Origin of the sequence: Pseudolysinimonas kribbensis (assembly GCF_030161895.1) — a bacterium.
Taxonomy (GTDB): Bacteria; Actinomycetota; Actinomycetes; order Actinomycetales; family Microbacteriaceae; genus Pseudolysinimonas; species Pseudolysinimonas kribbensis.
Map to the genome: position 1 here is coordinate 2613825 of NZ_BSVB01000001.1, position 25040 is coordinate 2638864.

General features: G+C 71.7%; 25 protein-coding genes, 1 tRNA gene and 5 pseudogenes. 20 read left to right on the forward strand and 11 right to left on the reverse strand.

Going from position 1 to position 25040, the window contains the following annotated elements; genetic code table 11:
• Positions 1-68: 68 nt before the first annotated feature.
• From QQK35_RS14390 to QQK35_RS14420, 7 genes and pseudogenes are all read left to right on the forward strand, one after another.
• A complete protein-coding gene (locus QQK35_RS14390) occupies positions 69-1040 on the forward strand; it encodes an EamA family transporter (RefSeq protein WP_284254773.1) in 972 nt (323 codons plus the stop codon).
• 42 nt (positions 1041-1082) lie between these two features.
• Positions 1083-2344, forward strand: a pseudogene (locus QQK35_RS14395) (histidine--tRNA ligase).
• A gap of 164 nt (positions 2345-2508) precedes the next feature.
• Entirely contained in the window at positions 2509-3786 is a 1278-nt protein-coding gene (eno, locus tag QQK35_RS14400; protein WP_284254774.1) for a phosphopyruvate hydratase, read from the forward strand.
• Between the two features lie 83 nt (positions 3787-3869).
• Positions 3870-4379 carry an FtsB family cell division protein gene (locus QQK35_RS14405; RefSeq protein ID WP_284254775.1) on the forward strand — a complete coding sequence of 170 codons (510 nt, stop codon included), beginning with the start codon at positions 3870-3872 and terminating at the stop codon, positions 4377-4379.
• Positions 4380-4386: 7 nt separating this feature from the next.
• Positions 4387-4932 (forward strand): DUF501 domain-containing protein, encoded by a 546-nt coding sequence (locus tag QQK35_RS14410; RefSeq protein WP_284254776.1) that lies wholly within the window; start codon positions 4387-4389, stop codon positions 4930-4932.
• Between the two features lie 230 nt (positions 4933-5162).
• A pseudogene (locus QQK35_RS14415) lies at positions 5163-6205 on the forward strand (S8 family peptidase).
• 39 nt (positions 6206-6244) lie between these two features.
• On the forward strand, positions 6245-7564 hold the full coding sequence (locus QQK35_RS14420) for an NAD(P)/FAD-dependent oxidoreductase (RefSeq protein ID WP_284254777.1): 1320 nt from the start codon (positions 6245-6247) through the stop codon (positions 7562-7564).
• Positions 7565-7595: 31 nt separating this feature from the next.
• Here the strand turns inward: QQK35_RS14420 and QQK35_RS14425 are convergent, their stop codons facing one another.
• Positions 7596-8627 (reverse strand): LacI family DNA-binding transcriptional regulator, encoded by a 1032-nt coding sequence (locus tag QQK35_RS14425; RefSeq protein ID WP_284254778.1) that lies wholly within the window; start codon positions 8625-8627, stop codon positions 7596-7598.
• 170 nt (positions 8628-8797) lie between these two features.
• On the opposite strand from QQK35_RS14425, the gene QQK35_RS14430 reads away from it, so the two are divergent.
• From QQK35_RS14430 to QQK35_RS14455, 7 genes are all read left to right on the forward strand, one after another.
• A complete protein-coding gene (locus QQK35_RS14430) occupies positions 8798-10105 on the forward strand; it encodes a sugar ABC transporter substrate-binding protein (protein ID WP_284254779.1) in 1308 nt (435 codons plus the stop codon).
• Positions 10106-10454: 349 nt separating this feature from the next.
• Positions 10455-11090: a carbohydrate ABC transporter permease gene (locus QQK35_RS14435; RefSeq protein ID WP_284254780.1), complete on the forward strand. Its 636-nt coding sequence runs from the start codon at positions 10455-10457 to the stop codon at positions 11088-11090.
• A complete protein-coding gene (locus tag QQK35_RS14440) occupies positions 11087-11965 on the forward strand; it encodes a carbohydrate ABC transporter permease (protein ID WP_284254781.1) in 879 nt (292 codons plus the stop codon). The genes QQK35_RS14435 and QQK35_RS14440 overlap by 4 nt, the downstream gene beginning before the upstream one ends.
• 54 nt (positions 11966-12019) lie before the next feature.
• Positions 12020-12292, forward strand: coding sequence for a hypothetical protein (locus tag QQK35_RS19915; RefSeq protein WP_348534954.1), 273 nt, complete (start codon positions 12020-12022; stop codon positions 12290-12292).
• An 8-nt stretch (positions 12293-12300) separates the two neighbouring features.
• Entirely contained in the window at positions 12301-13944 is a 1644-nt protein-coding gene (locus QQK35_RS14445) for a glycoside hydrolase family 127 protein (protein WP_348534955.1), read from the forward strand.
• A gap of 39 nt (positions 13945-13983) precedes the next feature.
• Entirely contained in the window at positions 13984-15276 is a 1293-nt protein-coding gene (locus QQK35_RS14450) for an MFS transporter (RefSeq protein WP_284254782.1), read from the forward strand.
• A tRNA-Leu gene (locus QQK35_RS14455) sits at positions 15267-15340 on the forward strand. The genes QQK35_RS14450 and QQK35_RS14455 overlap by 10 nt, the downstream gene beginning before the upstream one ends.
• Positions 15341-15398: 58 nt before the next feature.
• On the opposite strand, the gene QQK35_RS14460 is transcribed toward QQK35_RS14455, so the two are convergent.
• Positions 15399-15737, reverse strand: a complete 339-nt coding sequence (locus tag QQK35_RS14460) for a hypothetical protein (RefSeq protein ID WP_284254783.1) — start codon at positions 15735-15737, stop codon at positions 15399-15401.
• Positions 15701-16642: a hypothetical protein gene (locus QQK35_RS14465; protein ID WP_284254785.1), complete on the reverse strand. Its 942-nt coding sequence runs from the start codon at positions 16640-16642 to the stop codon at positions 15701-15703. The genes QQK35_RS14460 and QQK35_RS14465 overlap by 37 nt, the downstream gene beginning before the upstream one ends.
• Positions 16643-16950: 308 nt before the next feature.
• Here QQK35_RS14465 and QQK35_RS14470 point away from each other — a divergent pair, with 308 nt between their 5' ends.
• The gene (locus QQK35_RS14470) at positions 16951-17823 is read left to right on the forward strand and encodes a phosphatase PAP2 family protein (protein ID WP_284254786.1); all 873 of its coding nucleotides are present in this window, start codon (positions 16951-16953) and stop codon (positions 17821-17823) included.
• Between the two features lie 159 nt (positions 17824-17982).
• A complete protein-coding gene (locus QQK35_RS14475) occupies positions 17983-19206 on the forward strand; it encodes an LPXTG cell wall anchor domain-containing protein (RefSeq protein WP_284254787.1) in 1224 nt (407 codons plus the stop codon).
• 19 nt (positions 19207-19225) lie between these two features.
• On the opposite strand, the gene QQK35_RS14480 is transcribed toward QQK35_RS14475, so the two are convergent.
• The 3 genes and pseudogenes from QQK35_RS14480 to QQK35_RS14490 all read right to left on the reverse strand — a co-directional run.
• The gene (locus tag QQK35_RS14480) at positions 19226-19405 is read right to left on the reverse strand and encodes a hypothetical protein (RefSeq protein WP_284254788.1); all 180 of its coding nucleotides are present in this window, start codon (positions 19403-19405) and stop codon (positions 19226-19228) included.
• 76 nt (positions 19406-19481) lie between these two features.
• A pseudogene (gene sufU / locus QQK35_RS14485) lies at positions 19482-19926 on the reverse strand (Fe-S cluster assembly sulfur transfer protein SufU).
• A gap of 70 nt (positions 19927-19996) precedes the next feature.
• Positions 19997-21094, reverse strand: a pseudogene (locus QQK35_RS14490) (aminotransferase class V-fold PLP-dependent enzyme); the annotation flags it as partial.
• A gap of 273 nt (positions 21095-21367) precedes the next feature.
• Between QQK35_RS14490 and QQK35_RS14495 the strand changes: the two are divergent.
• Positions 21368-21580, forward strand: coding sequence for a hypothetical protein (locus tag QQK35_RS14495; protein ID WP_284255788.1), 213 nt, complete (start codon positions 21368-21370; stop codon positions 21578-21580).
• Positions 21581-21591: 11 nt separating this feature from the next.
• Here the strand turns inward: QQK35_RS14495 and QQK35_RS14500 are convergent.
• Positions 21592-21804: pseudogene (locus QQK35_RS14500) on the reverse strand (HNH endonuclease family protein); the annotation flags it as partial.
• Here QQK35_RS14500 and QQK35_RS14505 point away from each other — a divergent pair.
• Complete coding sequence (locus QQK35_RS14505; protein WP_284255789.1) at positions 21704-22003, forward strand: hypothetical protein; 300 nt, start codon at positions 21704-21706, stop codon at positions 22001-22003. The pseudogene QQK35_RS14500 and the gene QQK35_RS14505 overlap by 101 nt on opposite strands.
• 4 nt (positions 22004-22007) lie before the next feature.
• Here the strand turns inward: QQK35_RS14505 and QQK35_RS14510 are convergent, their stop codons facing one another.
• From QQK35_RS14510 to QQK35_RS14520, 3 genes are all read right to left on the reverse strand, one after another.
• On the reverse strand, positions 22008-22544 hold the full coding sequence (locus QQK35_RS14510; RefSeq protein WP_284254789.1) for a hypothetical protein: 537 nt from the start codon (positions 22542-22544) through the stop codon (positions 22008-22010).
• Positions 22545-22649: 105 nt separating this feature from the next.
• The gene (locus QQK35_RS14515) at positions 22650-23087 is read right to left on the reverse strand and encodes an LPXTG cell wall anchor domain-containing protein (RefSeq protein WP_284254790.1); all 438 of its coding nucleotides are present in this window, start codon (positions 23085-23087) and stop codon (positions 22650-22652) included.
• Positions 23088-23098: 11 nt separating this feature from the next.
• On the reverse strand, positions 23099-23347 hold the full coding sequence (locus QQK35_RS14520; protein WP_284254791.1) for a hypothetical protein: 249 nt from the start codon (positions 23345-23347) through the stop codon (positions 23099-23101).
• Positions 23348-23418: 71 nt separating this feature from the next.
• Here QQK35_RS14520 and QQK35_RS20560 point away from each other — a divergent pair, with 71 nt between their 5' ends.
• Together QQK35_RS20560 and QQK35_RS14525 are read left to right on the forward strand one after the other, a co-directional pair.
• Positions 23419-23781 carry a helix-turn-helix domain-containing protein gene (locus QQK35_RS20560; RefSeq protein ID WP_431311812.1) on the forward strand — a complete coding sequence of 121 codons (363 nt, stop codon included), beginning with the start codon at positions 23419-23421 and terminating at the stop codon, positions 23779-23781.
• Entirely contained in the window at positions 23732-24316 is a 585-nt protein-coding gene (locus tag QQK35_RS14525; protein ID WP_431311813.1) for an MmyB family transcriptional regulator, read from the forward strand. Before QQK35_RS20560 ends, QQK35_RS14525 begins: the two co-directional genes overlap by 50 nt.
• Here QQK35_RS14525 and QQK35_RS14530 read toward each other — a convergent pair.
• Entirely contained in the window at positions 24238-25032 is a 795-nt protein-coding gene (locus tag QQK35_RS14530) for an alpha/beta hydrolase (RefSeq protein WP_284254793.1), read from the reverse strand. The genes QQK35_RS14525 and QQK35_RS14530 overlap by 79 nt on opposite strands.
• Positions 25033-25040: the final 8 nt, after the last annotated feature.

Consider the following 25040-nt stretch of genomic DNA (forward strand, 5'->3'; position numbering starts at 1 on the left):
GTGGCGACCGCTAGCGTCAGGAGCATAACCCCGATAGACCCTGACGCCGTGGCGGGAGAGGAGCGTGCATGGCCGTTCCGCGCTCCGGCGCCCTCTCGCTCGCGATCGCTGTGGGGTCGTCGCTGTGTTTCTCGACGAGCGGCACGCTCGCCACCCCGCTGCTCGAGTCGGGATGGTCGCCCACGGCCGCGGTGCTGCTGCGGGCGTTCGTCGCGGGACTCGTGCTGCTCGCGCCGGCGCTCGTCGCCCTACGCGGCGACCTCCGCCCGCTCTGGCGGGCGCGGTGGCGTGTGATCGCGTACGGCGGGCTCGGCGTCGTCGGCACGCAGCTCGCGTACTTCGCGGCGATCCGCACGATCCCGGTCGGGCTCGCACTGCTCATCCAGTACCTGGCGCCGCTCCTGCTGGTGGGTCTCACCTGGGTGCGCACGCGCCGGATGCCGAAGCCGGTCGTCCTGGTCGGCAGCGCCCTGTCGCTGGCCGGCCTGCTGCTCGTCATCGGCATCGTGGGCGGCACCGCCGCGGGCGGGTCGCTCGACCCGGTCGGCGTGCTCTGGGCACTGCTGGCCGCCGTGGGACTCGGGATCTACTTCGTCCTGGGCGCGCGGCCCGACGGCGACATCCCGCCCATCGCGTTCGCCGGGTTCTCGCTCCTGGTCGGCGGTGTGCTGCTGGCGGGCGTGGCGGCGACCGGGCTGCTGCCGGTCACGGTCGGTTTCGCCGACGTCCGGTTCCTCGGCGGCGACGTGCCGTGGTGGCTGCCGGCCGCGGGAGTCGCCCTGCTGGCCACGGCGCTCGCCTACGTGCTCGGCGTCACGGGCGCCCGGCGGCTCGGCACCCGGGTCGCCTCGTTCCTGGGCCTGGCCGAGGTGCTGTTCTCGTGCGCGTTCGCGTGGCTCCTGCTGGGGCAGGCGCTGTCGCCGCTGCAGCTCGTGGGCGGTGTGCTGATCCTCGCGGGCATCGTCTTCGTGCGCTCGGAGCGCCCCGACCTGCCGGTCTCACCCGACACGCTCCCGATCCCGGTGAGCGAGCCGGCCTGACAGACTGGACGGGTGCCGAACGCCGTCAATCCGCCCCGGGGAATGCGCGACTTCCTGCCGGCGGAGAAGGCGCATCGCGAACGGCTGCTCGCGATCATCCGGGACGGCTATCGCGCCCACGGCTTCGACGAGATCGAGACGCCCGTCGCGGAGGACAGTGCGCGCCTGCACGCGGGGCTCGGGGGTGACAACGAGAAGCTCGCCTTCGGCATCCAGAAGCGCGGGTTGACGCACGACGACCTGCAGGCCGCCGCCGAGCCGCTCGACCTCGTCGACCTCGGCCTGCGGTTCGACCTGACCGTGCCGCTCGCGCGGTTCTACGCGAGCCACCGCGCGGAACTGCCGGCGGTGTTCCGCAGCATCCAGGTCGCTCCGGTGTGGCGGGCCGAGCGCCCGCAGAAGGGCCGCTACCGCCAGTTCGTGCAGTGCGACATCGACATCATCGGGGAGCCGTCGGTGCGCGCCGAGGCCGAGCTGCTCGTCGCGTCGCTCGACACGGTCGACCGGCTGGGGCTCGAGGGCGCGTTCGTGCGCGTCAACGACCGGCGGCTGCTGATCGGGATGCTCGAGACGCTCGGCTTCCCGGCCTCCGAGCACGAGCAGGCGCTCGTCACGATCGACAAGCTCGACAAGGTCGGGCAGGACGGCGTCGTCGAGGAGCTGCGCGAGCGCGGTCTCACCTCCGCCGCCGTCGAGGCGCTCGACGCGTTCTTCGGACGCCCGCAGACGATGGAGCACCTGACCTTCGGCGAGCGCGCGATCCGGCGGGCGCTGCCCGAGGGTGCGGACGACGCCGTCATCGCGGAGCTCGCGGAGCTCGGCGAGGCGGTCGCGCGGGCGCGCGGCGCCGATCCCGCCGACGCGCTCCTGCAGTTCGACCCGTTCCTGGTGCGCGGCATGGGCTACTACACGGGCCCGATTTTCGAGCTGGCGCACCCGAGCGTGCCGTACTCGCTCGGCGGCGGCGGCCGCTACGACGGCATGATCGGCCGGTTCCTCGGCACCGACGTGCCGGCCACCGGGTTCTCGCTCGGCTTCGAGCGGCTCGTCGACCTGCTCGAACGCTCGGGTGCCGCGGGGAGCGGGCGATCGCGCTGCTGCACGACGCGGACGTGCCGCTCGCCGATCTGGTGGCGCTCAAGGCGGCGCTCGTGGCATCCGGAGCCCGCGTTCGGCTGCTCGTGCGCCCCAGGAACGTCAAGCCCGCCCTCGATGCGCTCGCGGCCGACGGCTTCACCCACTTCGCGTTCGTCGCCGCCGGAGCCGCCACCCCCGAGGCGCTCGACCTGCGCCCCCTCGCGTAGCCTCGCAGCGCGCTCGCCGCGCGGCGCCCCGATCCGATTCGGGATTCGCCATCCGATGCACCCCGCGCGGCGCACAACGGATGGCAAAGGGCCGATCGGATGTGCCTCCCCGCGCTCGGTAGGCTCGGGGGCGCCACCACCCGCATCTTTCAAGGAGCACCCTCATGTCCGATATCGAAGCCGTCGGCGCCCGCGAGATCCTCGATTCCCGAGGCAACCCGACCGTCGAGGTCGAGGTGCTGCTCGACGACGGCACCGTCTCGCGCGCCGCCGTGCCCTCGGGCGCGTCGACCGGAGCATTCGAGGCGTACGAGCTGCGCGACGGCGACAAGGGCCGCTACGGCGGCAAGGGCGTCGAGAAGGCCGTGGATGCCGTGCTCGACGTGCTCGGACCGGCGATCGAGGGCTTCGAGGCCAGCGACCAGCGCCTCGTGGATGCCGAGCTGATCGCCGCCGACGGCACCGACAACAAGTCCAAGCTCGGCGCCAACGCGATCCTCGGCGTGAGCCTCGCCGTCGCCAAGGCCGCCGCCGACTCGTCGGACCTCGCTCTGTTCCGCTACCTCGGCGGCCCCAACGCGCACACCCTGCCGGTGCCGCTCATGAACATCATCAACGGCGGTGCGCACGCCGACAACGGCCTCGACGCGCAGGAGATCATGGTGCTGCCGATCGGGGCGCCGACCTTCCGGGAGGCCCTCCGCTGGGGCGCCGAGGTCTATCACGCCCTCAAGGCGGAGCTGCATGCGAAGGGCCTCGGCACCGGCCTCGGCGACGAGGGCGGCTTCGCGCCCGAGATCGACAACGCGCGCGCGGCGCTCGACTTCATCGTCGGGGCGATCGAGAAGGCCGGGTTCACGGTCGGCGAGCAGATCGCGCTCGGGATGGATGTGGCATCCACCGAGTTCTTCCACGACGGCGTCTACCGCTACGAGGGCAAGGACATGTCGGCCGCCGAGCTGAGCGCGTACTACGACAAGCTCGTCGCCGACTACCCCATCGTCACGATCGAGGACCCGCTGGCCGAGGACGACTGGGAGGCCTGGACCGCGCTCAACGCCGACCTCGGCGACAGGGTGCAGCTCGTCGGCGACGACCTGTTCGTGACCAACCCGGTGCGCCTGCGGAAGGGCCTCGACGTGCGCGCGGCCAACTCGATCCTGATCAAGGTCAACCAGATCGGCACGCTGACCGAGACCCTGGATGCCGTGAGCCTCGCCCAGCGCCACGGCTACACCGCGATCCTGTCGCACCGGTCGGGCGAGACCGAGGACACCACGATCGCCGACCTCGCGGTCGCGACGGACGCCGGCCAGATCAAGACCGGCGCCCCGGCCCGCTCGGAGCGCGTCGCGAAGTACAACCAGCTGCTGCGCATCGAGGAGGAGCTCGGCGAGGCCGCGGTCTACGCGGGCCGCGCCGCGTTCCCCCGTTTCCAGTAGCCGAACGCCCGTGCTCAAAAACGGCTAGTGCCGCGCACGCGGCACTAGCCGTTTTTGCATACTCGCCCGCTTACCCTGGTCGCATGGCACGACCGGGGCGCACCGAGAGGGTGGCCGTCGCCATGCCCGACGAGTCGCGCCCGGCCGCGTGGCTGCGCGGATTCCGGCTCTCGGGCTTCGCGCTCTCGAGCCTGCTGCTCATCGTCGCGGCGCTCGTCGTGCTCGCGCCGAACCTCAAGACCCTCGTCGAGCAGCGCCAGCAGATCGCGCAGCTGCAGCAGGAGGTCGCGCAGAGCAAGAAGGACGTGAAGGATCTGCGCGCCCAGGTCGATCGCTGGAAGGACCCCGCCTACGTCGCCGCGCAGGCCCGCACGAAGCTCTACTACGTGATGCCGGGCGATGTGAGCTACTTCGTCGTGAACACGCCGACCACCCCCACGACCCCCGACGGACTCCCGGTCAGCGACCGGATCCAGACCGCCGACGTCGACTGGGTGCATTCGCTGCTGCAGACGACCTTCGCCGCCGGACTGACCGACGCCACCCCGAGCCAGCTCGACTCGGGCACGATCCCGAGCCCGACGCAGAAGTGACCCGGCCGTGACGACGCCGCCGTTCGCGCCGCCGACCGCCGCCGAGGTGGCGGTCGTCACCGCGCAGCTCGGTCGCCCCGCGCGCGGGGTGATCGGGATCGCTGCCCGCTGCGCCTGCGGCAACCCCGTGGTCGTCGCGACGGCCCCGCGACTCGACGACGGCACGCCGTTCCCGACGCTCTATTACCTCAGCCACCCGGCCGCGACGGCGGCCATCTCGACCCTCGAGGCGACCGGCGTCATGGCCGAGCTGGGCGTCGAGCTCGAGGATCCCGCGACGGCCGCCGCCTACCGGGCGGCCCACGAGAGCTACCTCGCCGACCGGGCCGCCATCGCCGACGTGCCCGAGATCGCCGGCTTCTCGGCGGGCGGGATGCCGGAGCGCGTCAAGTGCCTGCACGCGCTGGCCGCCCACGCTCTCGCGGCCGGTCCGGGCGTCAACCCGATCGGCGATCGCGCGCTCGCCCTCTCGAGCTGGTCGCCGGCGCGCTGCGCGTGCGCGGATCCGGGCGCGGCGCACCGGGACCCGGAACGACGGGACGTCGCGTCGTGAGGCGCACGCTCGCCGTGACGGGGGCGGCGTTCGCGCTCCTGCTCGTCGCGCCCGTGGCGGCCTCGGCGGCGCCGGGCACCCCGAGCACGCCCGCCGTCCGGACCGCGGCGAGCGACCTCGTGCGCTCCAAGGAGTACTGGCTCAGCTCCTACGGCATCCTGCAGGCCTGGAACACGACGCAGGGCAGGGGCGTGACGGTCGCCATCATCGACACCGGTGTCGACGGCTCGGTGCCGGAGCTGCGCGGCGCCGTCGTCGGCGGCACGGACTTCTCTCACCACGGGGCGTCGAACGGTCAGACGCCGGTCGGCTCCGGAGAGGACTCCGACCACGGCACGATGGTCGCCTCGCTGCTCGCCGGCCGCGGCACCGGCCCCGGCACGGGCGCGATCGGCGTCGCGCCGCAGGCATCGCTGCTGTCGATCTCGATCGGCTTCGGCGCGCAGGCACCGGACTCCGACGACCAGATCGCCGACGCCGTCACGTGGGCCGTCGATCACGGCGCCCGGGTCATCAACATGTCGCTGACCCGCAACACGCTCAGCTGGCCCCCAGCTGGGACAAGGCGTTCCTCTATGCGGAGCAGCACGACGTCGTCGTCGTCGCCGCGGCCGGCAACCGCGGCAGCGGCACCGACGAGGTCGGCGCCCCCGCGACGATGCCGGGCGTGCTCACGGTCGCCGGTGTGGACGAGAGCGGTCGCGCGAGCGACGACGCGTCGAGCCAGGGAGTCACGATCGGCGTCGCCGCGCCGAGCGTCGACCTCGTGAGCGTCGTGCCGGGCGGCGGCTACGTCCTGTGGGACGGGACGTCGGGATCGACTCCCATCGTCGCCGGTGCCGTCGCCCTGGTGCGCGCGGCGCACCCGGAGCTGAGCGCGGCCGACGTCATCCAGCGCATCATCGCCACCGCGCGGGACCGCGGCGCGCGCGGCGACGACCCGATCTACGGGTACGGCCTGCTCGACGCGAACGCCGCCGTCAACGCCGACGTGCCCACCGTGAAGGCCAATCCGCTCGGCAGCCTGAAGGACTGGGTCGCCCTGCATCGCCCCGCGGATGCCGCCACCGGTCCGGTGTGGACCTCGCGCGTTCCGATGCCGAGCACCGCCCCCGCCCCGCACGTGCGCGACCCGGTGGGGGTGCTGCTGCCGAGCCCGACCACGCTGCGACTGGTCGGCATCCCGGCGCTCGTCGTGCTTCTCGCGCTGTTCGTCGCGGTCGGGTTCGTCGTGGGAACCGTGCGGTACTTCGGCGGTCGGCGCAGCCGGTAGGCTCGGAGGCGACTTTTTCCTGCGAGGAGCCCCTTCACTGTGCGCAAGATCCTGATCGTCGGCGGCGGCTACGCCGGGTTCTACACCGCCTGGAAACTCGAGAAGCGGCTCCGCCGCGGCGAGGCCCAGGTGACCATGGTCGACCCGTTGCCGTACCTCACCTACCAGCCCTTCCTGCCCGAGGTCGCGGCGGGCTCGATCGAGCCCCGGCATGCGGTCGTCGCCCACCGGCGCCACCTCAAGTCGACCCGCATCGTCACGGCGCGCGTCACGAAGATCGATCACGCGACCAAGACCGCCGAGATCACTCCGGCCGAGGGCGAGGCGTGGACCGAGCAGTACGACACGATCGTCATCACCGCGGGCTCCGTGTCGCGCACCTTCCCGATCCCGGGCGTCGCCGACCAGGCGATCGGCCTGAAGTCGATCGAGGAGGCCATGTGGATCCGCGACCGGCTCACCGAGAACTTCATCAAGGCCTCGACCATGAAGCCCGGCCCCGAGCGCGACCGGCTGCTGACCGTCGTCGTGGTCGGCGGGGGCTTCGCGGGCATCGAGCTGTTCGGTGAGCTGCGCAGCTTCGCGAGCTCGCTCGTCGGCGCGTACCCCGAGGTCTCGATGGACGACACGCAGTTCCACCTCATCGAGGCGATGGGCCGGATCATGCCCGAGGTCTCGCTGAAGACCGCCGAGTGGGTGGTCAAGCGGCTCGCCCAGCGCGGTGCCGAGGTGCACCTGAACACGCAGCTCGCAAGCGCGGTCGGCGGCAAGATCGAGCTCTCGACGGGCGAGACCTTCGAGTCGGACCTCATCGTGTGGACCGCGGGCGTCATGGCCACGCCGAACATGCGCAACAGCGACCTGCCGCTCGACGATCGCGGTCGCGTCACGGTGCGCGCCGACCTGCGCATCACGAACGGCGACGACATCGTCGAGGACGCGTGGGGCGCGGGCGACGTGTGCGCGGTCCCGGATCTCACGGGCGGCGGTGTCGGCGGCTTCTGCGTGCCGAACGCGCAGCACGCGGTGCGCCAGGCCAAGCGGCTCGCCAAGAACATCACCGGCATGATCCGCGGTGAGGACCCGGTGGACTATTACCACAAGGGTCTCGGCGCGGTCGCGGGCATCGGCCTGTACGACGGGGTGTTCCAGAGCGGGCGGCTCGCGATCAAGGGCCTCATCGGCTGGTTCATGCACCGCGGATACCATGGCCTCGCGATCCCGTCGTGGGAGCGCAAGACGCGGGTGTTCGGCAACTGGATCATCAACTTCCTGGTGCGGCGCGACCTCGTCGGTCTTCCGGCGCGCGACACTCCGGCCGCGTACTTCCGGGAGTTCGCCTCGCGCCCGAAGGCGTAGCCGCGGGACGCCCTCGCTCAGACGCGCGCGCTCAGACGCGCGCGGTCGACGCGCGCGCCACGAGCCGCACCGGCAGCTTCTCGACGCCGCCGGCGTGCCGCTCGCCCGACATCGCCTGGGTCAGGCGGCGGGCGGCGGCGCGACCGAGCGCCTCGAAGTTCATATCGACGCTCGTGAGCGGCGGGCGCGAGTCGGCGACGACCGCCTCCCAGTTGTCGAAGCCGAGCACCGCCACGCGCTCCGGTACCGGCACTCCGAGATCGCGGAGCGCGTCGAGCGAGCCGCGCGCGATCTGATCGCTCGCGCAGATGATCCCGTCGAGCTCCGGCACCCGGTCGACGAGCGCGCGGGTGGCCGTGCGACCCCACGCCTCGCTCCACGAGCCGTACATGACCTGCTCGACCAGCGAGAGGCCGGCGGCGGCGACCGCGCGCTGCACGCCCTCGGTGCGGTCGCGCGCCGCGAGGTAGGCCTCGTCGCCCGAGATCAGCGCCAGGTGCCGGCGCCCGGTGGTCACCAGGTGCTCCACGGCGATCTCGCCCGCGCTGACGTTGTCGGGCACGAGCGAGGTGTCGTCCGGGTCGAGTGAGGGGCCGTAGGCGTAGATGACCGGGATCGGCAGCTCGCGCCCGAGGGTCGCCCGGGGGTCGGTGTTGGAGGCCACGGCGATGAGGCCGTCGACGCGCCGGTCGAGGAACGCGTGCAGGTGGTGCCGCTGGCGGATCGCGTCCCCGCGCGCGTCGGCGAGGAAGACCGAGACGCTGCCGCTGCCGAACTCGTCTTCGGCGCCCATCAGGATCGGCAGGCTGAATCGGCCGACGAGGTCGTCGGTGAGCAGGCCGACGGTTCCGGTCTGCCCGCGCAGCAGGCCCTGCGCCATCGGGTTGGGACGGAACGCGACCTTCGCCGCCGCCGCAATGACCCTTTCGCGTGTTTCGGGATGCACCTGATCGCGGCCGTTGAGCGCTTTCGAGGCGGTCGCGATCGACACCCCGGCGAGGGCGGCGACGTCGCGGAGGGTGGCGGCGCGTCGCCCGTCGAAGCCGGGATTGCTGGTGGCCACTGCGCATCGCCTCCTTCCGCAGCGCGATCCGGGTAGGCACATCCTAGGGGCTTGACCCGTCGGAGCATGGAAGGCTACAGTCACAGAAAACCTTTTCGGTATTTTCGTATCGGGAGGGTCGGGCACCGTCGCCCTGACGGCGCTTCCTCGCAACCAGAAGGACGTCCACCATGCAGTTCAGCGCAGAACCGCGGCCCTCCCGGCCGTCTCTTCGTCGTTCCGCCCGGATCCTGCGGACCGTCGCCGTCACCGCGGCGGTCGCGACCGCGGCACTCGGCCTCGCCGCGTGCTCCGGCGGCGGCTCCGGCGGCTCCGGCAGCGGCTCGAGCAAGACGATCACGGTCTGGAGCTACTTCTCCGCCGCCGAGACCGCGCAGCGCGGCCTCATGAGCACCTACGCGAAGACGTTCGAGAAGAACCACCCCGGGTACACCGTCGACAACGTCTACGTGCCGTACGACCAGATCCAGCAGAAGACCATCAACGCGGCCCGCGCCCACAAGGGTCCGGACATCGTCGTCTTCAACGGCGCCGAGGCCGGCACCTACGCGCTCGGCGACACGCTGCTGCCGATCGACAAGTACCTGTCGAAGTTCAAAGACGCGTCGCAGATCTCGAAGTCCGTCATCCACAAGGTCGACGGCACCACCTACGCCGTGCAGGGCTACGTCAACCTGCTCGGCCTCTGGTACAACGCCGACCTCATGAAGAAGGTGGGCATCAGCGCCCCGCCGACGTCGATGTCCGAGCTCGAGGCCGACATGGCCAAGGCGAAGGCGGCCGGCTACGCCGGCATCACCGTCTGCGGCCTGCCGCAGGGTCAGGGCGAGTGGCAGGCCTACCCGTGGCTGACCGACGCCGGGTTCAGCTATAAGAACCCCAGCGCGGCCGACCTCACCAAGGCCTTCACCACCGTGCAGAACTGGGTGAACAAGGGCTGGCTCTCCAAGGAGGCCGTGACCTGGGATCAGACCGTGCCCTTCCAGAAGTGGGAGGCGGGCGGCACGCTGTTCGCCGAGAACGGCAACTGGCAGATCGGCGGCGCCAAGACCGACGCGAAGTTCCAGTACGGCGTCGCGCCGCTGCCGCTCGGCGCGCACGGCAAGACCTACCTCGGTGGCGAGGGTCAGGGGATCGGCAAGTACAGCAAGAACCCCGACATGGCGTGGAAGTACCTCGCCGAGACTTTCCTCTCCAAGCAGGGTCAGCTCGACTCGCTGAAGGCCGTGGGCAGCATCCCGTCGCGTGCGGATGCCGCGGCCGACCCGTCGATCGCGTCCGACCCGATGCTGAAGCCGTTCGCCGACTCGATCAAGGAGTTCGGGGCCAACTACCCCGACGACGCGGTCAAGCCCGCCTCGATCGCCGACCTCCAGCTCGCCGTCGGGCAGACCTGGAGCGGTGTCATCGGCGGCACGACGAGCCCGAAGGATGCGGCCGACCAGCTAGCCGCCAAGCTCAAGGGCTACGTGAACTGACCGTCCACTAGTCAGCACCAGACAGTAGGGCCGAGGAGGGGCACATGACCACGATCGATGCGCGTGCCGCGCAGGCGCGCACACCGTCGCGGGGTCGCGTGCCCCTCCCGAGGCGCCGCCGCCGATTCGACCGGCGCTGGCTCGGGGTCATCCCCGCGGTGATCCTGCTCGGGGTGCTCTCGTTCTACCCGCTCAGCCAACTGGTGCGGATGAGCGTGAGCGCGGTGACGACGGCGACGCTCGACGCCGACTGGCCTTTATCGGGTTCGGCAACATCGTCACCGGATGGCAGCAGGGCGACCTGCAGATCGGCATCACCAACACGCTGCTGTTCGTCGTCATCGTCACCGTGCTCGGCCTCGTGGGCGGGCTCGTCGCGGCGGTGGCGCTGCGCCGCTCCGGGAGGCTGGGCGGCATCCTGCTGGGCCTCATGGTCTTCGTGTGGGCCCTGCCGCCGGTCGTCAACGGCAGCGTCTGGAAGTTCCTTCTCGGCGACGCCGGGCTGTTCAACACGATGCTGCACACGGTCGGCCTGCCGTCGATCCCCTTCCTGTTCGACGAGCACTTCGCGCTCGTCTCGATCGCGCTCGTGAACTCGTGGGCGATCATCCCGTTCAACGCGCTCGTGTTCCGCGCCTCGATCCTCGGCATCCCGGATGAGATCTTCGAGGCCGCCCAGATCGACGGCGCCCGCCCGTGGCAGGAGCTGCGCTACGTGTTGCTGCCCGCCGTGCGGCCGACGAGCCTCGTGCTCGCGGTGCTGACGATCGTGTACGCGTTCCGCAGCTTCGACTTCATCTACGTCATGACCTACGGCGGGCCGGGCAAGGCCACGAACACACTGCCGTTCCTCGGCTACCTGCAGGCGTTCGTGCGCAACGACTACGGGCTCGGATCCTCGACCGCGGTGCTCGCGGCGATCTTCGTGCTGGTTCTGGCCATCGTCTACGCGCGCAGTGTGCGCCGAGAGGAGCTCGAGTCATGAGCGCCGTCGCCGTGTCGCGCGTCACCGAGACCGCCACCGCCACCCGTCGCCGGCCGCGCAACCCGCGGGGTCGCTCGGGGCCGGTCGCGATCATCCTGCAGGTGCTGCTGTTCGTGATGTACGGCATCCCGATCCTGTGGATCCTGCTCACCTCGATCAAGAGCTCCGACGAGGTCATCGGCACCCAGGCCTCGATCATCTTCACGCCCACGCTCGACGCCTACGTGCGGGCGTTCGAGGGTCAGGATCTGTGGCCGGCTCTCGCGCAGTCGCTCATCATCTCGACATCCACGATGGTGCTCGTGCTGGCCGTCGCGATCCCGTGCGCGTACGCGCTGGCGCGGGTCGGCGGGCGGTGGGTGACGATCGCGCTCGCGCTGCTGATCGTGCTGCAGATGATGCCGCAGACCGCCACCGTCATCCCGCTCTTCCAGATCTTCGGCTCGTGGGGGCTGCTCGACAGCACGTCCGGGCTCGTGCTCGCGGATGCCGCGCTGCTGACGCCGTTCGCGATCGTGCTGCTGCGGCCGTTCTTCCGCGCGGTGCCGATCGCGCTCGAGGAGTCGGCATCCATCGACGGCGCCGGCATCGTGCGCCGGTTCTTCTCGATCGTGCTGCCGGTGGCGCGGAACGGCGTCGCGACGACGGCGACCCTGGTGTTCCTCATCTGCTGGGGCGAGTTCCTCTACGCGATCAACTTCCTGCTCTCGCCGGGCACCTACCCGCTGAGCGCGCTGCTCGCGCAGCAGGTCTCGGCGTTCGGCATCGACTGGCCGGCGCTCATGGCGCTGTCGGTCATCACGTCGATCCCGATCCTCATCCTCTTCGCCGCCACCTACCGCCTGCTCCGCGAGGGCTCACGGTCGGCGCGGTGAAGTGACCCGGCGCTGACCGCGACGCCTTCTGCCCGAACGATCAGAGAACTGCGAATGACCGACACTTCTGCCACCACTCTCGCCGGCCACGGCCGCCCCATCGCGCCGTCGCGCGGCGTCCTGCGCCCGCTCGGCCTCGATGAGGTGACGATCACCGGCGGCTTCTGGGGCGACCGGCAGCGGGTGAACGGCACGGCGCTCATCCAGCACTGCGAGGAGTGGGTCGAGCGCATCGGCTGGGCGGGCAACTTCGACGCGGCCGTCGAGGGCCGGATGCCGGGGCGCACACCGGCAAGTCGTTCGCCGACTCCGACGTCTACAAGCTGATGGAGGCCATGGCCTGGGAGATCGGCCGCACCGGCGACGCGGAGATGGACGGCCGCTTCCGCGCGCTGACCGCCCGCATCGCCCGCGCGCAGGAGCCGGACGGCTACCTCAACACCAATTTCGGCCGCCCCGGACAGGCCCCGCGGTACAGCGACCTCGAGTGGGGGCACGAGCTCTACAGCTACGGCCACCTGATCCAGGCCGGCATCGCGCGCGCCCGCACCACCGGCGAGGACGAGTTCGTGCAGATCGTGCGCCGGGTCGCCGATCACGTGTGCGAGGCGTTCGGGCCGGACGGCATCCAGAGCGTCGACGGGCACCCCGAGATCGAGGTCGCGCTCGCCGAGTGGTCGCGCTACACGGGCGACCCGAAGTACCTCGCGCAGGCGCGGCTGTTCATCGAGCGCCGCGGTCACGGGGTGCTGGGCGACATCGAGTTCGGCCGCAGCTACTTCCAGGACGACGTTCCGGTGCGGGAGGCGACCGTGCTGCGCGGGCACGCGGTGCGGGCCCTGTATCTGACGGCCGGAGCGGTGGATGTCGCGGTCGAGGACGACGACGCGGAGCTGCTCGACATCCTGCGCTCCCAGATGTCGACCACGGTCGCCCGCCGCACCTACCTGACGGGCGGCATGGGCGCGCACCACGAGGGCGAGTCGTTCGGCCTCGACCACGAGCTGCCGCCGGACCGCTCCTACTCCGAGACCTGCGCCGGCATCGCGTCGATCATGGTGCATCACCGGATGCTGCTGGCGACGGGCGAGGAGGGCTACGGCGACCTGGTCGAGCGCATGCTCTTCAACGTCGTGGCCGCGTCGCCCGCCGAGGACGGCCGCTCGTTCTTCTACACGAACACGCTGCACCAGCGCGAGCCCGGCGCCGTGCCGCCGCCCGACGTCGCGTCGCCGCGCGCGTCGTCGAGCCTCCGGGCTCCGTGGTTCAACGTCTCGTGCTGCCCGACGAACGTCGCGCGCACGTTCGCCTCGCTCGGCGCGTACCTCGCCTCGGTGACGGACGACGGCATCCAGCTGCACCAGTACGCCCCCGCGATGATCGCGACCGCCCTCGGCGATGGCTCGGCCGTGGCGCTGCACGTCGACACGGACTACCCGCGCACGGGATCGATCCGCGTGACCGTCGACGAGACCCGCGAGGAGCCGTGGGCGCTGACCCTGCGGGTGCCGGCGTGGGCCGAGGGCGCGACCGTCGCGGTCGCCGGCTCGGACGCGGTCGCGGTGCCGACCGGGGCGCACGTCGTCGAGCGGTCGTGGGCCGCCGGCGACGTCGTCGAGCTCGAGCTGCCGATGCAGCCGCGCTGGACGCGCCCCGACCCGCGCGTGGATGCCGTCCGCGGCTCCGTCGCCGTGGAGCGCGGTCCGCTCGTGATGGCCCTCGAGTCGGTCGACCTCGGCACGTCGGTCAACGACGTGATCGTCCGCTCGGACCAGCCGCTCGTCGACCACCCGGCCCAGTTCGACGGCGAGGTCTCGGTGACGGTGGTGCCGGAGGCCGTGGCCGACGCGCCCTGGCCGTACGCGAACCCGGCCCCGTCACGCTCGGCCGGGGACGCCCGGTCGGTGAAGCTGATCCCGTACTACCGCTGGGCCCGCCGCGGTCCCTCGACGATGCGGGTGTGGCTGCCGGAGGTGTAGCCCGCGCGATGTCACCGGCGGTGCGTACCGTCGGTGACCATGGCCGGAACGCAGAGCGTGACCGCCCGGCTGGCGCCGTTCGTCGGCCTGCTGGTCGTGCTCGGCCTGGCGGACTCCGTCACGGCGTCGTTCCTGGTGCTGTACTTCACGTCGGGCCTCGGTCTCTCGTCGATCGAGACCGGAGTGGCGACGTCGGCCTCGACCCTGAGCGGGATCGCGCTGACGCTGCTGGCGGGGCGGATCGTCGACCGCCGCGTCAGCCGCGTCCCGCTCGTCGTCGCGCTGCTGATCGCGGCGGCGGGCTTCATCGCGCTGGCCGCAGCATCGGGCTTCGTGCCGGTGCTGCTCGGGGTGCTGCTGGCGGGCGCCAGCGCCGTGGGCTTTCCGCAGGTCTTCGCCCTCGAGCGCGCGTCGGCGACCTCGCCCGGAAGCGGGATGGCGACCGGCGCGCTCCGAGCGGGATGGTCGCTGGCGTGGGCGCTCGGCCCGCTCGCCGCGAGCGTCATCGTCGCCGCGGTCGGCTACCGCTGGCTGTTCATCGTCGGCGGCATCCTCCTCGGGGTCGGCGCCCTCGTGACGGTCGGGCTGAGGTTGCGCCGTCCGAGCGCTGCGCAGAACCCGGATGCGCGGCCGGCCGTGGGCGGGGCGGCATCCGGTGCGTCCATCCGCCGACCGGGAACGCGCCTGACGATCGCGGCCGTCGCCGTCTTCCACCTCGCGATGTTCGTGGGGTCGTTCGCGCTGCCGCTGCTGCTCACCGGACCGGCTCACGCCGATCCGGTGTGGGTCGGCGTCACGTTCGGCGTCTGCGCCGCCGTCGAGGTGCCGGCCGCGTTCCTCGGCAGCCGGCTGATCCGCAACCGGGGCACGTCGTGGATCCTCGTCGCCTGCTCCCTCCTCTTCACGCTCTACTTCGTGGTGCTGGCCGCGACCCCGAGCATCGGGGTGATCGTCGCCGCACAGCTGCTGCGCGGCGTCGCACTCGCCGTGACGGGCGTCGCGGGCATCGAGGCCCTGCGCGAACTGATGGCGCCCCGCGTGGCGGCGGCCGCAGCCGCGTTCGCGAACGCCCTCGCGGTCGGCTCCCTCCTCGCAGGGATCGGCGCGGGCACGGCGGTGCAGCTGACCGGACCGCGCGTCACCACGGCCGTCGCCGGCGGCCTGACCGTCGTGGCCGCCGCCCTCCTGGTGGGCGCCGCACGCCGCCGCCGCCGAGCCGCCGCTCCGGACGCGGAGGTGGATGTGGCGGCCGGGGAGTGCCCTAGCTTCGCGCGTGCCGATGGGATTCCACGCCTCCCGAGCGCGGTAGCGTCACGTCGACCGCCCCCGTAGCCCAACCGGCAGAGGCAGCCGACTTAAAATCGGCACAGTCTGGGTTCGAATCCCAGCGGGGGCACGTCCGCGACCCCCGCGCGCCGGCCGACGTGTGCTGCGAACCGGACGAGGAGTTGGCGTCAGGCCGGCCCCAGCTCGCTTGATCGAGTGGCCATCGGCTCGTTCCCTTCGTCCTGGGAAGACAGCGCGGCCGAGGGCAGATCGCTCCTGACCTTCTTCTCGATTTCGACCTCGTCCGGTCGACGCAACCGGGGCGGTGCGGCCGACCAGTCCTTGAGGCGTTGACCGATCATTTCGTAGCTCGACATGACCGCGTCCACCACGGAGTCGATGAACCCGTTCCGGCCGGAGGAGCGTGCGGTGCCCATCTTGCCCAGGTAGGTGACCGTGAAGGACTTCAGCTCCTTCGTCGGGTCGGCGATCAGCGTCGCAGGGTTCGCCCGTGCGACGCCGAGCAATTCCGCAGTTCCGGCTCGCTGACGGGCGACGAACGCCTCGACGCGGAGGAGTCGGGCGAGTCCTTCAGCTGTCGCAGCATCCAATTGACCCGTGTCGTCGCCCTCCCGTCGGTCGGTGCTGTGAGGTCGAAGGAGCAGGTCACCTGTCCCGCGCGAAGATCGGCGGTCACGGTGAGCGGCGAGACGGTGTTCGGGATGCGGACCTGGCCGCGCAGGACGCCGTCGGTTACGAGCATGTTCGTCAGCGCCGTCGTCCGCAGCACAGGGTCCGTCGTTTCGGCTCGCGAGAGCACCTGGGTGACCTCCGCGCCGAGGCGCTGCCCGAGTTTCAGGGACGCGAACCGAAGAAGCGCGTCGAATCGGCCCGCGACCTCGGCCGCGTCCTTGTCGGCCTTGCGGAGAGTGCCCGAGGTCACCGCATCCCGAACGGGGACCCAACTCGCGCCCATGTCCGAGAACTCCAGAGCCCCGGATTTCGGATGCTCGAGATAGCGGATCAGTTCGCCGAGGATCCAGGCCTGGTCCGGGTCGGCCACCCCGCGGAACTCCCGTTGCATCACGGCGAGCGTGAGCACCTCGGACCACGAAAGGTGGTACATCGCAACGGACCGGAGCTTGCGGCCATCGACCACCGTCGGGTGCACGCCGGGCGCGGGCGCGATCTCGTTCGAGATCGTGATGAGGGCGTCGAAGTGGTGTTCACGTGCCACGTCGAGGTAGTTCTCGAGCTGTTCGCGCTGGAGCTCGTTGGTGCCGGTCTTCACCTCGACGAGGGCTACCCAGACCTTCTTGCCCCACTTGACCCGGATCAGGCCGTCGGGAAAGACCTTCTTCCCGCCCAGCTCGAACGGCACCTCGATGAACGTCTCCATCGCGCCGGCCGGTGCCCCGAAGGGCGTGGTCACGGCTCGCCCGTATTCGCGAACGGAGTTCATCACGGCCAGCAGTGCCGACGTCCCTCGCCGTTCTTGCTCCTCGGCTCCATTGATTCCAGAAGTCGGGATGAGGCGGGCGGCGTTCTAGGGCTTCTCTTCGGCCATGCGTTGCTCCAAGTCGTTGAGCGTTGCTCGGAGGGTAGCCGCCATTGCGTTGCCTTCGCACGCGCGACGCGGTTCGGGTGGGGCCGGGAGCCGATCTGCTTCGTCGAGACCGCGTTCGGGGTCAGAACCGAACCCCGAAGTGATTCCCAGCGGCCGCCATCTACGGTCAGTGGATGGTGCACAGGCCGGGCAGCGGAGGGAGTTCCGACCCAACGCGCCGCGGATCAGCCGGCGACGCTGAGGAACCCCAGCGCGACCGCACGGTCGGCTCGCTCGACCTGACGCACTGGTACACGCCGCTCGGTAGGGCCCTGGCGGCGTTCGTTGCCCGGGTCGCTCGGGGGATCGGTGCGCGTCGGGCGCTCGTCGCGATCCTGGTGATCGGCGTCGCCATCGCCATCCTGCTCAGCTTCATCGCGTCGCGGATCTACGACGCCGTCACCGAGTCCGACGGGGTCGCCGGGCTCGATCGTCCGCTGCTCGACGTCGCGATCCGCCTGAGATCGCCGCTGGCGAACTCGATCGTGACGGGCTACACCGACATCGCCGGGCCGATCGGGATGCCGGTGATCGCCGTCGTCGCGATCCTCGTGCTGTCGCTGCGCCGGAGGTCGTGGACTCCGGCGATCCTCATCGCGGCCGCGGGGCTGGGGTCGCTCGCGATGACGATCGGGGGCAAGGACATCATCGACCGCGACCGGCCGCCCCTGATCGACGCGGTGCGGCCCTTCGAGTTCTCGCCGTCGTTTCCGAGCGGTCACACGCTGAACGCCACGGTGATCGCGGGCGTCGTCGCCTACCTGCTCGTGCTGCGGCAGCAGACACTCGCCGCGAGGACTCTGACGATCGCGGTCGCCGCGGTGTTCGCCGTGTCGATCGGGCTCAGCCGCGTCTACCTCGGGCATCACTGGTTCACCGACGTACTGGCCGGATGGGCGCTCGGGCTCGCCTGGCTCGCTCTCGTCGTGACGGCGCACCGCCTCTACATCACGGTGCGCGCCGCCGGGATCCCGCAGGAACCGCCAGGTCCCGGCGCGGGCCGGTAGAGCCTCGACGCGGGGCGCGCCCGGACATCGGATCGCCCCCACTTGGGGGCAGGCGGATCCGCGGCAAGGCCCGGACGGGCTCCGATCCGCCGGTAGGGTTCTTGGACCGCCCCCTTTGTGCTTGGAGCCCGTCCCTTGTTGAAGTCTCTGCTTTTCCCCTTGGTCGGTGTCTCAGCGGTCGCGGTGGGGGTGCTGGCGCTGTCTGCGCCCGCGTCGGCGGCACCGGCCTGCGTGAGTTCGTGCACGGTGACCGTGTCGCCGGGGGCGGAATCGACCTGGGCCGTGCCCGCCAACGCGTCCGACGTGTCGGTGGTCGTTGCGGCAGGTGCGGGCGGTGACAGCACCTGGGGCGCAGCCAACGGGGGCGCCGGAGGGCAGATCACCGTCGACCTGGGAACGCTCTACAACGGCGACACCCTTCACCTGCTCGCGGGTGATCATGGGCAGCGATCCGACGGTGACATCGGAAGCGGCGGTGGCGGTAGTTACATCGCAACGGCTGCCGGGTTCGTGGTAGTCGCCGGTGGTGGTGGCGGCGGTGGCGCGACCGTCGACGGAGGCAGCTCGCCGCTGGGCGGCGCAGGCGGATACTCGACCGCTTCGGCGAATGGCCTCGACGGGACCGACGCGCCCGGATTCCACGCGGCCGGCACCGGTGCCGTCGGCTCGACCCCGGGTCAGCCCAGCACGACTCCCGACGTGATCGTCCGGGGCTCCGCGGGCACTGTCGCATCGGTCGCGTCCGACGGCACGATCACGCCGGGCGTCGGCGGCAGCCCGTCTGCCGCTTACCCCGCGGCTCAGGGCGGCGGGGGCTATGCCGGCGGCGGTGGCGGCGGATCCTCCAACAACCTCGCCCAGTACCCCGACGAAGAAGCCGGAGCCGGCGGCGGAGGGTCGGGCTACCTAGCCGCGGGGCTGGATGCCGTGTCGACCGCCGCGAACGCGGGCGCCGGGTCGATCACGATCACCTACTCGCTTCAACCGACGATCAGCGCCCCCTCGACCACGGTCGTGACGGGGTCGAAGGCGACCACGACGGTCGGAACTCTTGCCCCGGGCACGGAGTTCGCAATCCGGCTCGCACAGACGCAGGCCCAGCTGGGTACCGGCACCATCGACGTCGCCGGCGACCCCGCCACGGTGACGTTCACGATGCCGTCGGTTCCGGCGGGCGACTACACGCTCGAGCTCGTCGTCGGCGGTTCGACCGTCGCAACGAGCGACCCGTTCGCCGTCACCGTCGCCGTGCAGCCGGCGAGCACCGGTGCGAAGACCCTGCCCGCAACGGGCGTCGACGACGTCGCGGCGCTGCTCGCGCTCGCGGTGTTGCTGATGGGTGCCGGCGTCGCGTTCGTGGCGCTGCGGCGTCGACGGGCCTGACGCCGCCGGCGCAGGTCGGCTATTTCGCGCGGCCGTCGCTGTCGTCGTGGGCGTCGTCCGGGTCCGATGCGCCCTGAGGCTTCCCCTCATCCGGGGCGAGCGCGCCGCCCTCGTTCTCCCAGCGGCCGCCCGCGCGTTGAGCCGCGATCTCGGCATCGGTCTTGTGCTGTTTAGCGCGGAGCCTGTCCAGCCATCCCATGGCCGTCACAGTAGCCCCCGACCCGGATGATGTCGCGGTGCGGTATCCGATGAGCGCGGGCGGTGACGTTCCGGGGTCAGCCGACCGCCCCGCGGTTCAGCGCATCCTCCGCCGCGACCCACGCGAGCATCGCGCACTTGACGCGCGCCGGGTAGCGCGAGACGCCCGCGAGCGCGGCGGCGTCGCCCACGAGATCCTCGTCGGGTGCGATCGCGCCGCGGGAGCGCAGCGCGGTGCGGAAGCCGTCGATGCGCTCGCGCAGCTCCGCCGGCGACAGACCCGGCACGACGACGCTGAGCAGCGAGGCGGAGGCCTGCGAGATCGCGCAGCCGTGGCCCCCACCGGCCGTCCGCGACGCGGCCGTCGGTGCCGAGGTGCAGCTCGAAGGTGACCTCGTCGCCGCACGTGGGGTTGATCTGGTGCGAGCTGGCCGCGGTGCCGCCGCGCAGCCCCCGGCCGTGCGGGTGCTTCGCGTGGTCGAGGATGACCTCCTGGTACAGCTGCTCCAGCTCGGTGCTCATGCCGTCCCCCGAAGAAGGCGACGGCGTCGCGCACGCCGTCGACCAGCCGGTCGATCTCGTCGCGGGTGGTGTAGAGGTAGGCGCTCGCCCGGGTCGTCGCGGTCACGCCGTAGCGGCGGTGCAGCGGCTGCGCGCAGTGGTGGCCGACCCGCACGGCGATGCCGCGGTCGTCGAGGAGCTGGCCCACGTCGTGAGCGTGGATGCCGTCGACGACGAACGACGCGATCCCCGTGCGCGGGGCGCCGGAGTCGGAGCCGAGCACGGTCACCTGGTCGATCGCCGACAGCCGCTCGACCATCTCGGTGCCGAGCTCGCGCTCCCGGGCCGCGATGCGATCCATGCCGATCGCGCTGAGGTAGCCGATCGCCGCCGCGAGGCCGATCGCCTGCGAGACGGGTTGCGTGCCGGCTTCGAAGCGCTGCGGCGGTGCCAGGAACTCCGCGCGCTCCATGGTGACGGTCGTGATCATCGACCCGCCGGTGAGGAACGGCGGCAGGTCGGCGAGCAGCTCGCGGCGTCCCCACAGCACGCCGACGCCGGTCGGCCCGAGCATCTTGTGGGCCGAGAAGAAGAGGAAGTCCACGTCGAGCGAGGTGACATCCATGGGGAGGTGCGGCGCCGACTGGCACGCGTCGAGCACGACCAGCGCGCCCACCCGACGCGCGGCGGCCACCAGCTCCGCCACGGGCGCCACGGTGCCGAGCACGTTCGACACGTGCGCGAACGCGAGCACGCGGGTGCGTGGCGTGACGACCTCGTCGAGGCGGCTCAGGTCGAGCGCGCCGCGGTCGTCGAGGGGGACGTAGCGGAACGTCGCGCCGGTGCGCGCGGCGAGCTCCTGCCACGGGATGAGGTTCGCGTGGTGCTCGGCCTCGGTCGCGACGATCTCGTCGCCGGGCCCGAGCGCGAATCGGGATCCGGCCCGCGCGTTGCCCATGGCGTACGCGAGCAGGTTGGCGGCCGCGGTCGCCCCCGGGGTCCAGACGACCTCGTCGGTCGCGGCGCCGATGAAGGAGGCGACCGTCTCGCGGGCGTCCTCGAAGCGCTCCGTCGCGAAGGCGGCGAGCTTGTGAGCACCGCGGTGCACGGCCGCGTTCTCGGTCTCGAGGAACTCGCGCTCGGCATCCAGCACCGCACGCGGGCGCTGGGAGGTCGCCCCGGAATCCAGGTAGGCGAGCGGATGCCCGTTGACCGCGCTCCCGAGGAGGGGAAGTCCCGGCGCAGCGCCAGGACTTCGTCATCGGCCAGACCGGCACGGGCATCCGAGGCGGCGACAGTCACGTCTTGATCGTAGGCACCGCGCCCCGGCCCGCGCCGGACGGCCGGGTCAGCCCGCCGACCGCCAGCGCAGCCGCGGGTCGCCGACCTTGTGGGAGCAGACCATCGGGGTGCCCTTGCTGGTGACTCCGCGCGCTCCCTCGGGGAGCAGAACGCCCCCGGGGTGACCACGCGCGGCGCGGCCGGCTTCGGTGCCGCGGGTTTCGGGGCGGGAGCGGGCGCCGCGGGCCGGGGCGCCGGCGCCGTCGCGGGTGCCCGGGTCGGCACCGGCACCGGCGCGGTCGCGAACGGCGAGGTGCCGGCCGCCTCGCCGGGGCATGCGCTCAGGACGCGGGCCATCGCGTCGCGCTCGGCCTGCGTCACCCACAGGCGGTAGCTGACCTTCACCGAGATCTGCCGCGCGACGTAGCTGCAGCGGAACGACGTCGCCGCCGGCAGCCAGGTCGCGGCATCGCCGTCGCGCTTCTGCTCGTTCGAGTGGGCGTCGACCGCGAGCAGGTTGAGCGGGTCGTTCGCGAGCGAGGTGCGCTGCGCGGTGGTGAGCTGCTGGGCGCCGGTCTGCCAGGCATCCCCGAGCGAGACGACGTGGTCGATCTGCACCTCGGCCGACGTGGTCACGCCGCGCACGAAGTGGATGATGCCGTTCGTGTACGGCGAGACCAGCGTGCCCGACATCACCCGGCACGCCCCCGAGCGCGCGATGCCCGCGAGGTCGCGCGCGAGCACGTCGTTGCGGGTGTCGCACCCGTTGCGATCGACATCCAGCCAGGCGGCGCCGAAGTCGGCCGTACGGTTGTAGCCGGTCATCGGGGCGCGCCCTTGACCGGCAGCTTCGCCAGCAGAGCGAGAGCCGTCGTGTTGCTCGTCACCGACCGGTCGACGGCGGCGGCGCCGCTCATGGCGGGGGTGGTGACGGCATCCGGGTCGGCGGGGGATTCGTCGCTGAAGGTCGCCGACGGAGTGGGCGTGGGATGCCGCGTCGCGCCCGGCTCGGGCCGCTCCGACACGCTCGACCCCGCCGCACTCGGCGACACCGGCTGACGCGGAAGCGTGACCGCGCCGATCGACGTGAGCACGACGCCGCCGACGAGCACGAGCACGCCGACCGTCCGCGTCGGCAGCCGCAGCCACGACCTCCGCCGCGTCGCGACGACGTAGATCGCGGTGACGAGCACGGCGAGCCCGAGGAACACGAGCAGTCCCGGGAATCCACCGGTCGCGACGAACGGGATCGCGAGCACGCCCATCACGCCGATGCCGACCCACGTCACGACGGGAACCCTCGCCAGCAGCGCTCGCGCGGTACGCGTCGGGTCACCCGCGTCAGGCGTCTTCGCCATGCGTCCTCCTCGTGCTGAGGCATGACGCTATCGGCACGCCCGCGCGCCGGGCCGCAGCCGGCTCGTGGCGATTCGTCGTGTCGCCGGCTGGTGCCGACGCGCCGATCAGGGGCGGGCGGGGGACCGCCGGCGCATCCGGATCGACGCGAGTCCCGATCCGGCGGCCAGCAGGCCGAGCGCGGTGAGCATCGCGCCCCACGCATCGATTCCCGTTGCGGCCAACTCGGGGCGGCTCGGCGGGGCCGGGTCGGCCGTCGTCGTGCAGGCTCCCGAGTCGGCCCCGGCTGCGAGGCCGTAGACCGGGCCGTTCTGCAGTTCGGCGACGTCGGTCGTCGGGAGCGGATCGGTCGAGGAGGTCGCCGGCACTGCGGCGATCTTCCGGATCACGCCGGTGACGGCATCCGACAGGTAGACGGCGTCGCCGATGCGCGCCACCCCGAACCCCGCGGGCACGGTGCCGACGGTCGTGCTCGTGCCGTCCGGATGCAGCCGCAGGAGGTGACCGATCGTGTCGTCGCCCGAGACGGCCACGAGCGCGATCACGCCGCCGTCGTTCAGGATGTCGAGATCCCCTGCAGCAGCTCCCCGGCGGGGAGCGCGGTCAGGCTGTTGTAGCTGGCCGAAGCGCCCGGCCCGGTGACGGTGAAGGCACGCGTCACCGTGCCGGTCGTCGGGTCGATCGAGAGGACGGTTCCGGAGCCGTCGATCGGGCTTCCGTAGATCGTGCCGTCGTCCGCACTGACCGCGATGTCCCCGAGCACCCGGATGACGGGGACGCTGGACAGCACCGTGGCGCGGAGCATCAGGAAGGTGATGAGTACTTGATGCTATGACCTCGGCCCCCCGTCGCGCCGGCCGTCGCTACTGTGTGCGCATGGTGGATGGCCAGCTGGGAGAGTTCCTGCGCGCGCGGCGCGAGGCCGTCCATCCCGCCGACGTCGGGCTCGAGACCGGCGTGCGCCGTCGCCGGGTGCCGGGGCTGCGACGCGAAGAGGTGGCGCTGCGCTCCGGGATCAGCGCCGAGTACTACATCCGGCTGGAGCAGGGGGGAGCGCCGCCCGTCGCCGCGGGTCGTCGCGGCGCTCGCGCGTGCGCTGCTCCTCGACCACGCGGCGGAGGACTACCTGCGCCTGCTCGCCGGTCTGTCGCGCGACCCGCAGGGGCGGCCGCTCACGACATCCGCCGACATGGCCGCGCTCGTCGGCTCGCTCGCCGGCACCCCGGCGTTCGCGCATGACCGAGTGCTCGAGGTGATCGAGTCGAATCCGCTCGCGCGGGCCCTGTCGCCGGTGTTCTCGCCCGGGGTGAACCTCATGCGAGCCGTCTTCCTCGACAGCCGGCTCGGCGAGCTCTATCTGAACCTCGACGAGATGCGGATGCGGCTGGTCGCCTATCTGCGCCTCCAGGCGGCGGCGCCTCCGCAGGATCCACGGCTGGCGCCCCTCGTCGCCGAGCTGAGCGACGCGAGCCCGGACTTCGCGGCGCTGTGGGCGAGGCACGACGTCACACCGGCGTCCTCGGGGGTGAACCGGATCCACCATCGGCTGGTCGGCGACTTCGAGCTGCGTTTCGAGCGGTTGTGCTTCGCCGGCAGCGACGACCCCGTGCTCGTCATCTACCACGCCGCGCCGGGCACGCCGGGCGAGACCGCACTGCGCGAACTCGCGCGGCTCGGCGCGCCGCTGCCGTCCGCTCAGAACCCCTTGGACGACATCCAGTCGAGGCAGACCTCCGCCACCTCGCGCCAGCCGGCGTCCATGGTCAGCGAGTGACCCTTGCCCGGGAACTCGTGGAAGTCCGTGACCGACGGTCCTGAGGCGTAGAGCTCGACGACGGCACGCGTGACCGTGAGGGGCACGGTGTGGTCCTCGGTGCCGGATGTCAGCAGCAGCGGGCCGCGATCCGCGACGTGGGTGTCGACGGCGGCGGGCGACGTGCGCGAGAAGTTCGCGGTGGCATCCTCGAACAGCGGCCGGCCGGGGCCGGGGATCGTCCACTGCTCGAACAGCGCGTCCGACTCCTCCTCCGTGATCGCATTGCCGAAGCTGTAGTGGAACTGCTTGGCCGTGAGGGCGACCGTGCGCGATCGGTTGGCGGGATTGCCGAGCACCGGCAGCCCCGATCGCAGCTGCGAGAACGGCAGCTTCGTCACGCCCTTGATCGGCGCCGGGTCGATCGCGACGGCGCCGACCACGTAGTTGTTGGCGAGCAGCTCCTGCGCGATGAGGCCGCCGAAGGAGTGGCCGACGACGAACGGCTTCTCGGGCATCGCCTCGATCAGGTCGGCGTAGTGCCGGCAGATCGCCTCGATGCCGACGTCGTTCATGCCCGACGGGTCGTCCCGGGTCTCGGCCACCGTGTCGCGGTCGCCCGGCCAGCCCGGCGCACTCGAGGTGTACCCGCGCTCGGCGAACAGGGCGGCCCACGGCGCCCAGGCGCTCGAGTGGATCCAGAGCCCGTGGATGAACAGCACGTGCGGCTTCGACATGTCTTTCC

Excerpts from the sequence above, each read along its gene's own strand:
- QQK35_RS19915 (WP_348534954.1), top strand. The coding sequence starts at position 12,020 with ATGACCGACACTTCTGCCACCACTCTCGCCGGCCACGGCCGCCCCATC.
- QQK35_RS14450 (WP_284254782.1), top strand. The coding sequence starts at position 13,984 with ATGGCCGGAACGCAGAGCGTGACCGCCCGGCTGGCGCCGTTCGTCGGC.
- QQK35_RS14480 (WP_284254788.1), bottom strand. The coding sequence starts at position 19,405 with ATGGGATGGCTGGACAGGCTCCGCGCTAAACAGCACAAGACCGATGCC.
- QQK35_RS14405 (WP_284254775.1), top strand. The coding sequence starts at position 3,870 with ATGGCACGACCGGGGCGCACCGAGAGGGTGGCCGTCGCCATGCCCGAC.
- QQK35_RS14445 (WP_348534955.1), top strand. The coding sequence starts at position 12,301 with ATGGCCTGGGAGATCGGCCGCACCGGCGACGCGGAGATGGACGGCCGC.
- QQK35_RS14530 (WP_284254793.1), bottom strand. The coding sequence starts at position 25,032 with ATGTCGAAGCCGCACGTGCTGTTCATCCACGGGCTCTGGATCCACTCG.
- QQK35_RS14525 (WP_431311813.1), top strand. The coding sequence starts at position 23,732 with ATGGCCGCGCTCGTCGGCTCGCTCGCCGGCACCCCGGCGTTCGCGCAT.
- QQK35_RS14440 (WP_284254781.1), top strand. The coding sequence starts at position 11,087 with ATGAGCGCCGTCGCCGTGTCGCGCGTCACCGAGACCGCCACCGCCACC.
- QQK35_RS20560 (WP_431311812.1), top strand. The coding sequence starts at position 23,419 with ATGGTGGATGGCCAGCTGGGAGAGTTCCTGCGCGCGCGGCGCGAGGCC.
- QQK35_RS14520 (WP_284254791.1), bottom strand. The coding sequence starts at position 23,347 with ATGCTCCGCGCCACGGTGCTGTCCAGCGTCCCCGTCATCCGGGTGCTC.
- QQK35_RS14470 (WP_284254786.1), top strand. The coding sequence starts at position 16,951 with ATGGTGCACAGGCCGGGCAGCGGAGGGAGTTCCGACCCAACGCGCCGC.
- QQK35_RS14390 (WP_284254773.1), top strand. The coding sequence starts at position 69 with ATGGCCGTTCCGCGCTCCGGCGCCCTCTCGCTCGCGATCGCTGTGGGG.
- eno (WP_284254774.1), top strand. The coding sequence starts at position 2,509 with ATGTCCGATATCGAAGCCGTCGGCGCCCGCGAGATCCTCGATTCCCGA.
- QQK35_RS14510 (WP_284254789.1), bottom strand. The coding sequence starts at position 22,544 with ATGGCGAAGACGCCTGACGCGGGTGACCCGACGCGTACCGCGCGAGCG.
- QQK35_RS14430 (WP_284254779.1), top strand. The coding sequence starts at position 8,798 with ATGCAGTTCAGCGCAGAACCGCGGCCCTCCCGGCCGTCTCTTCGTCGT.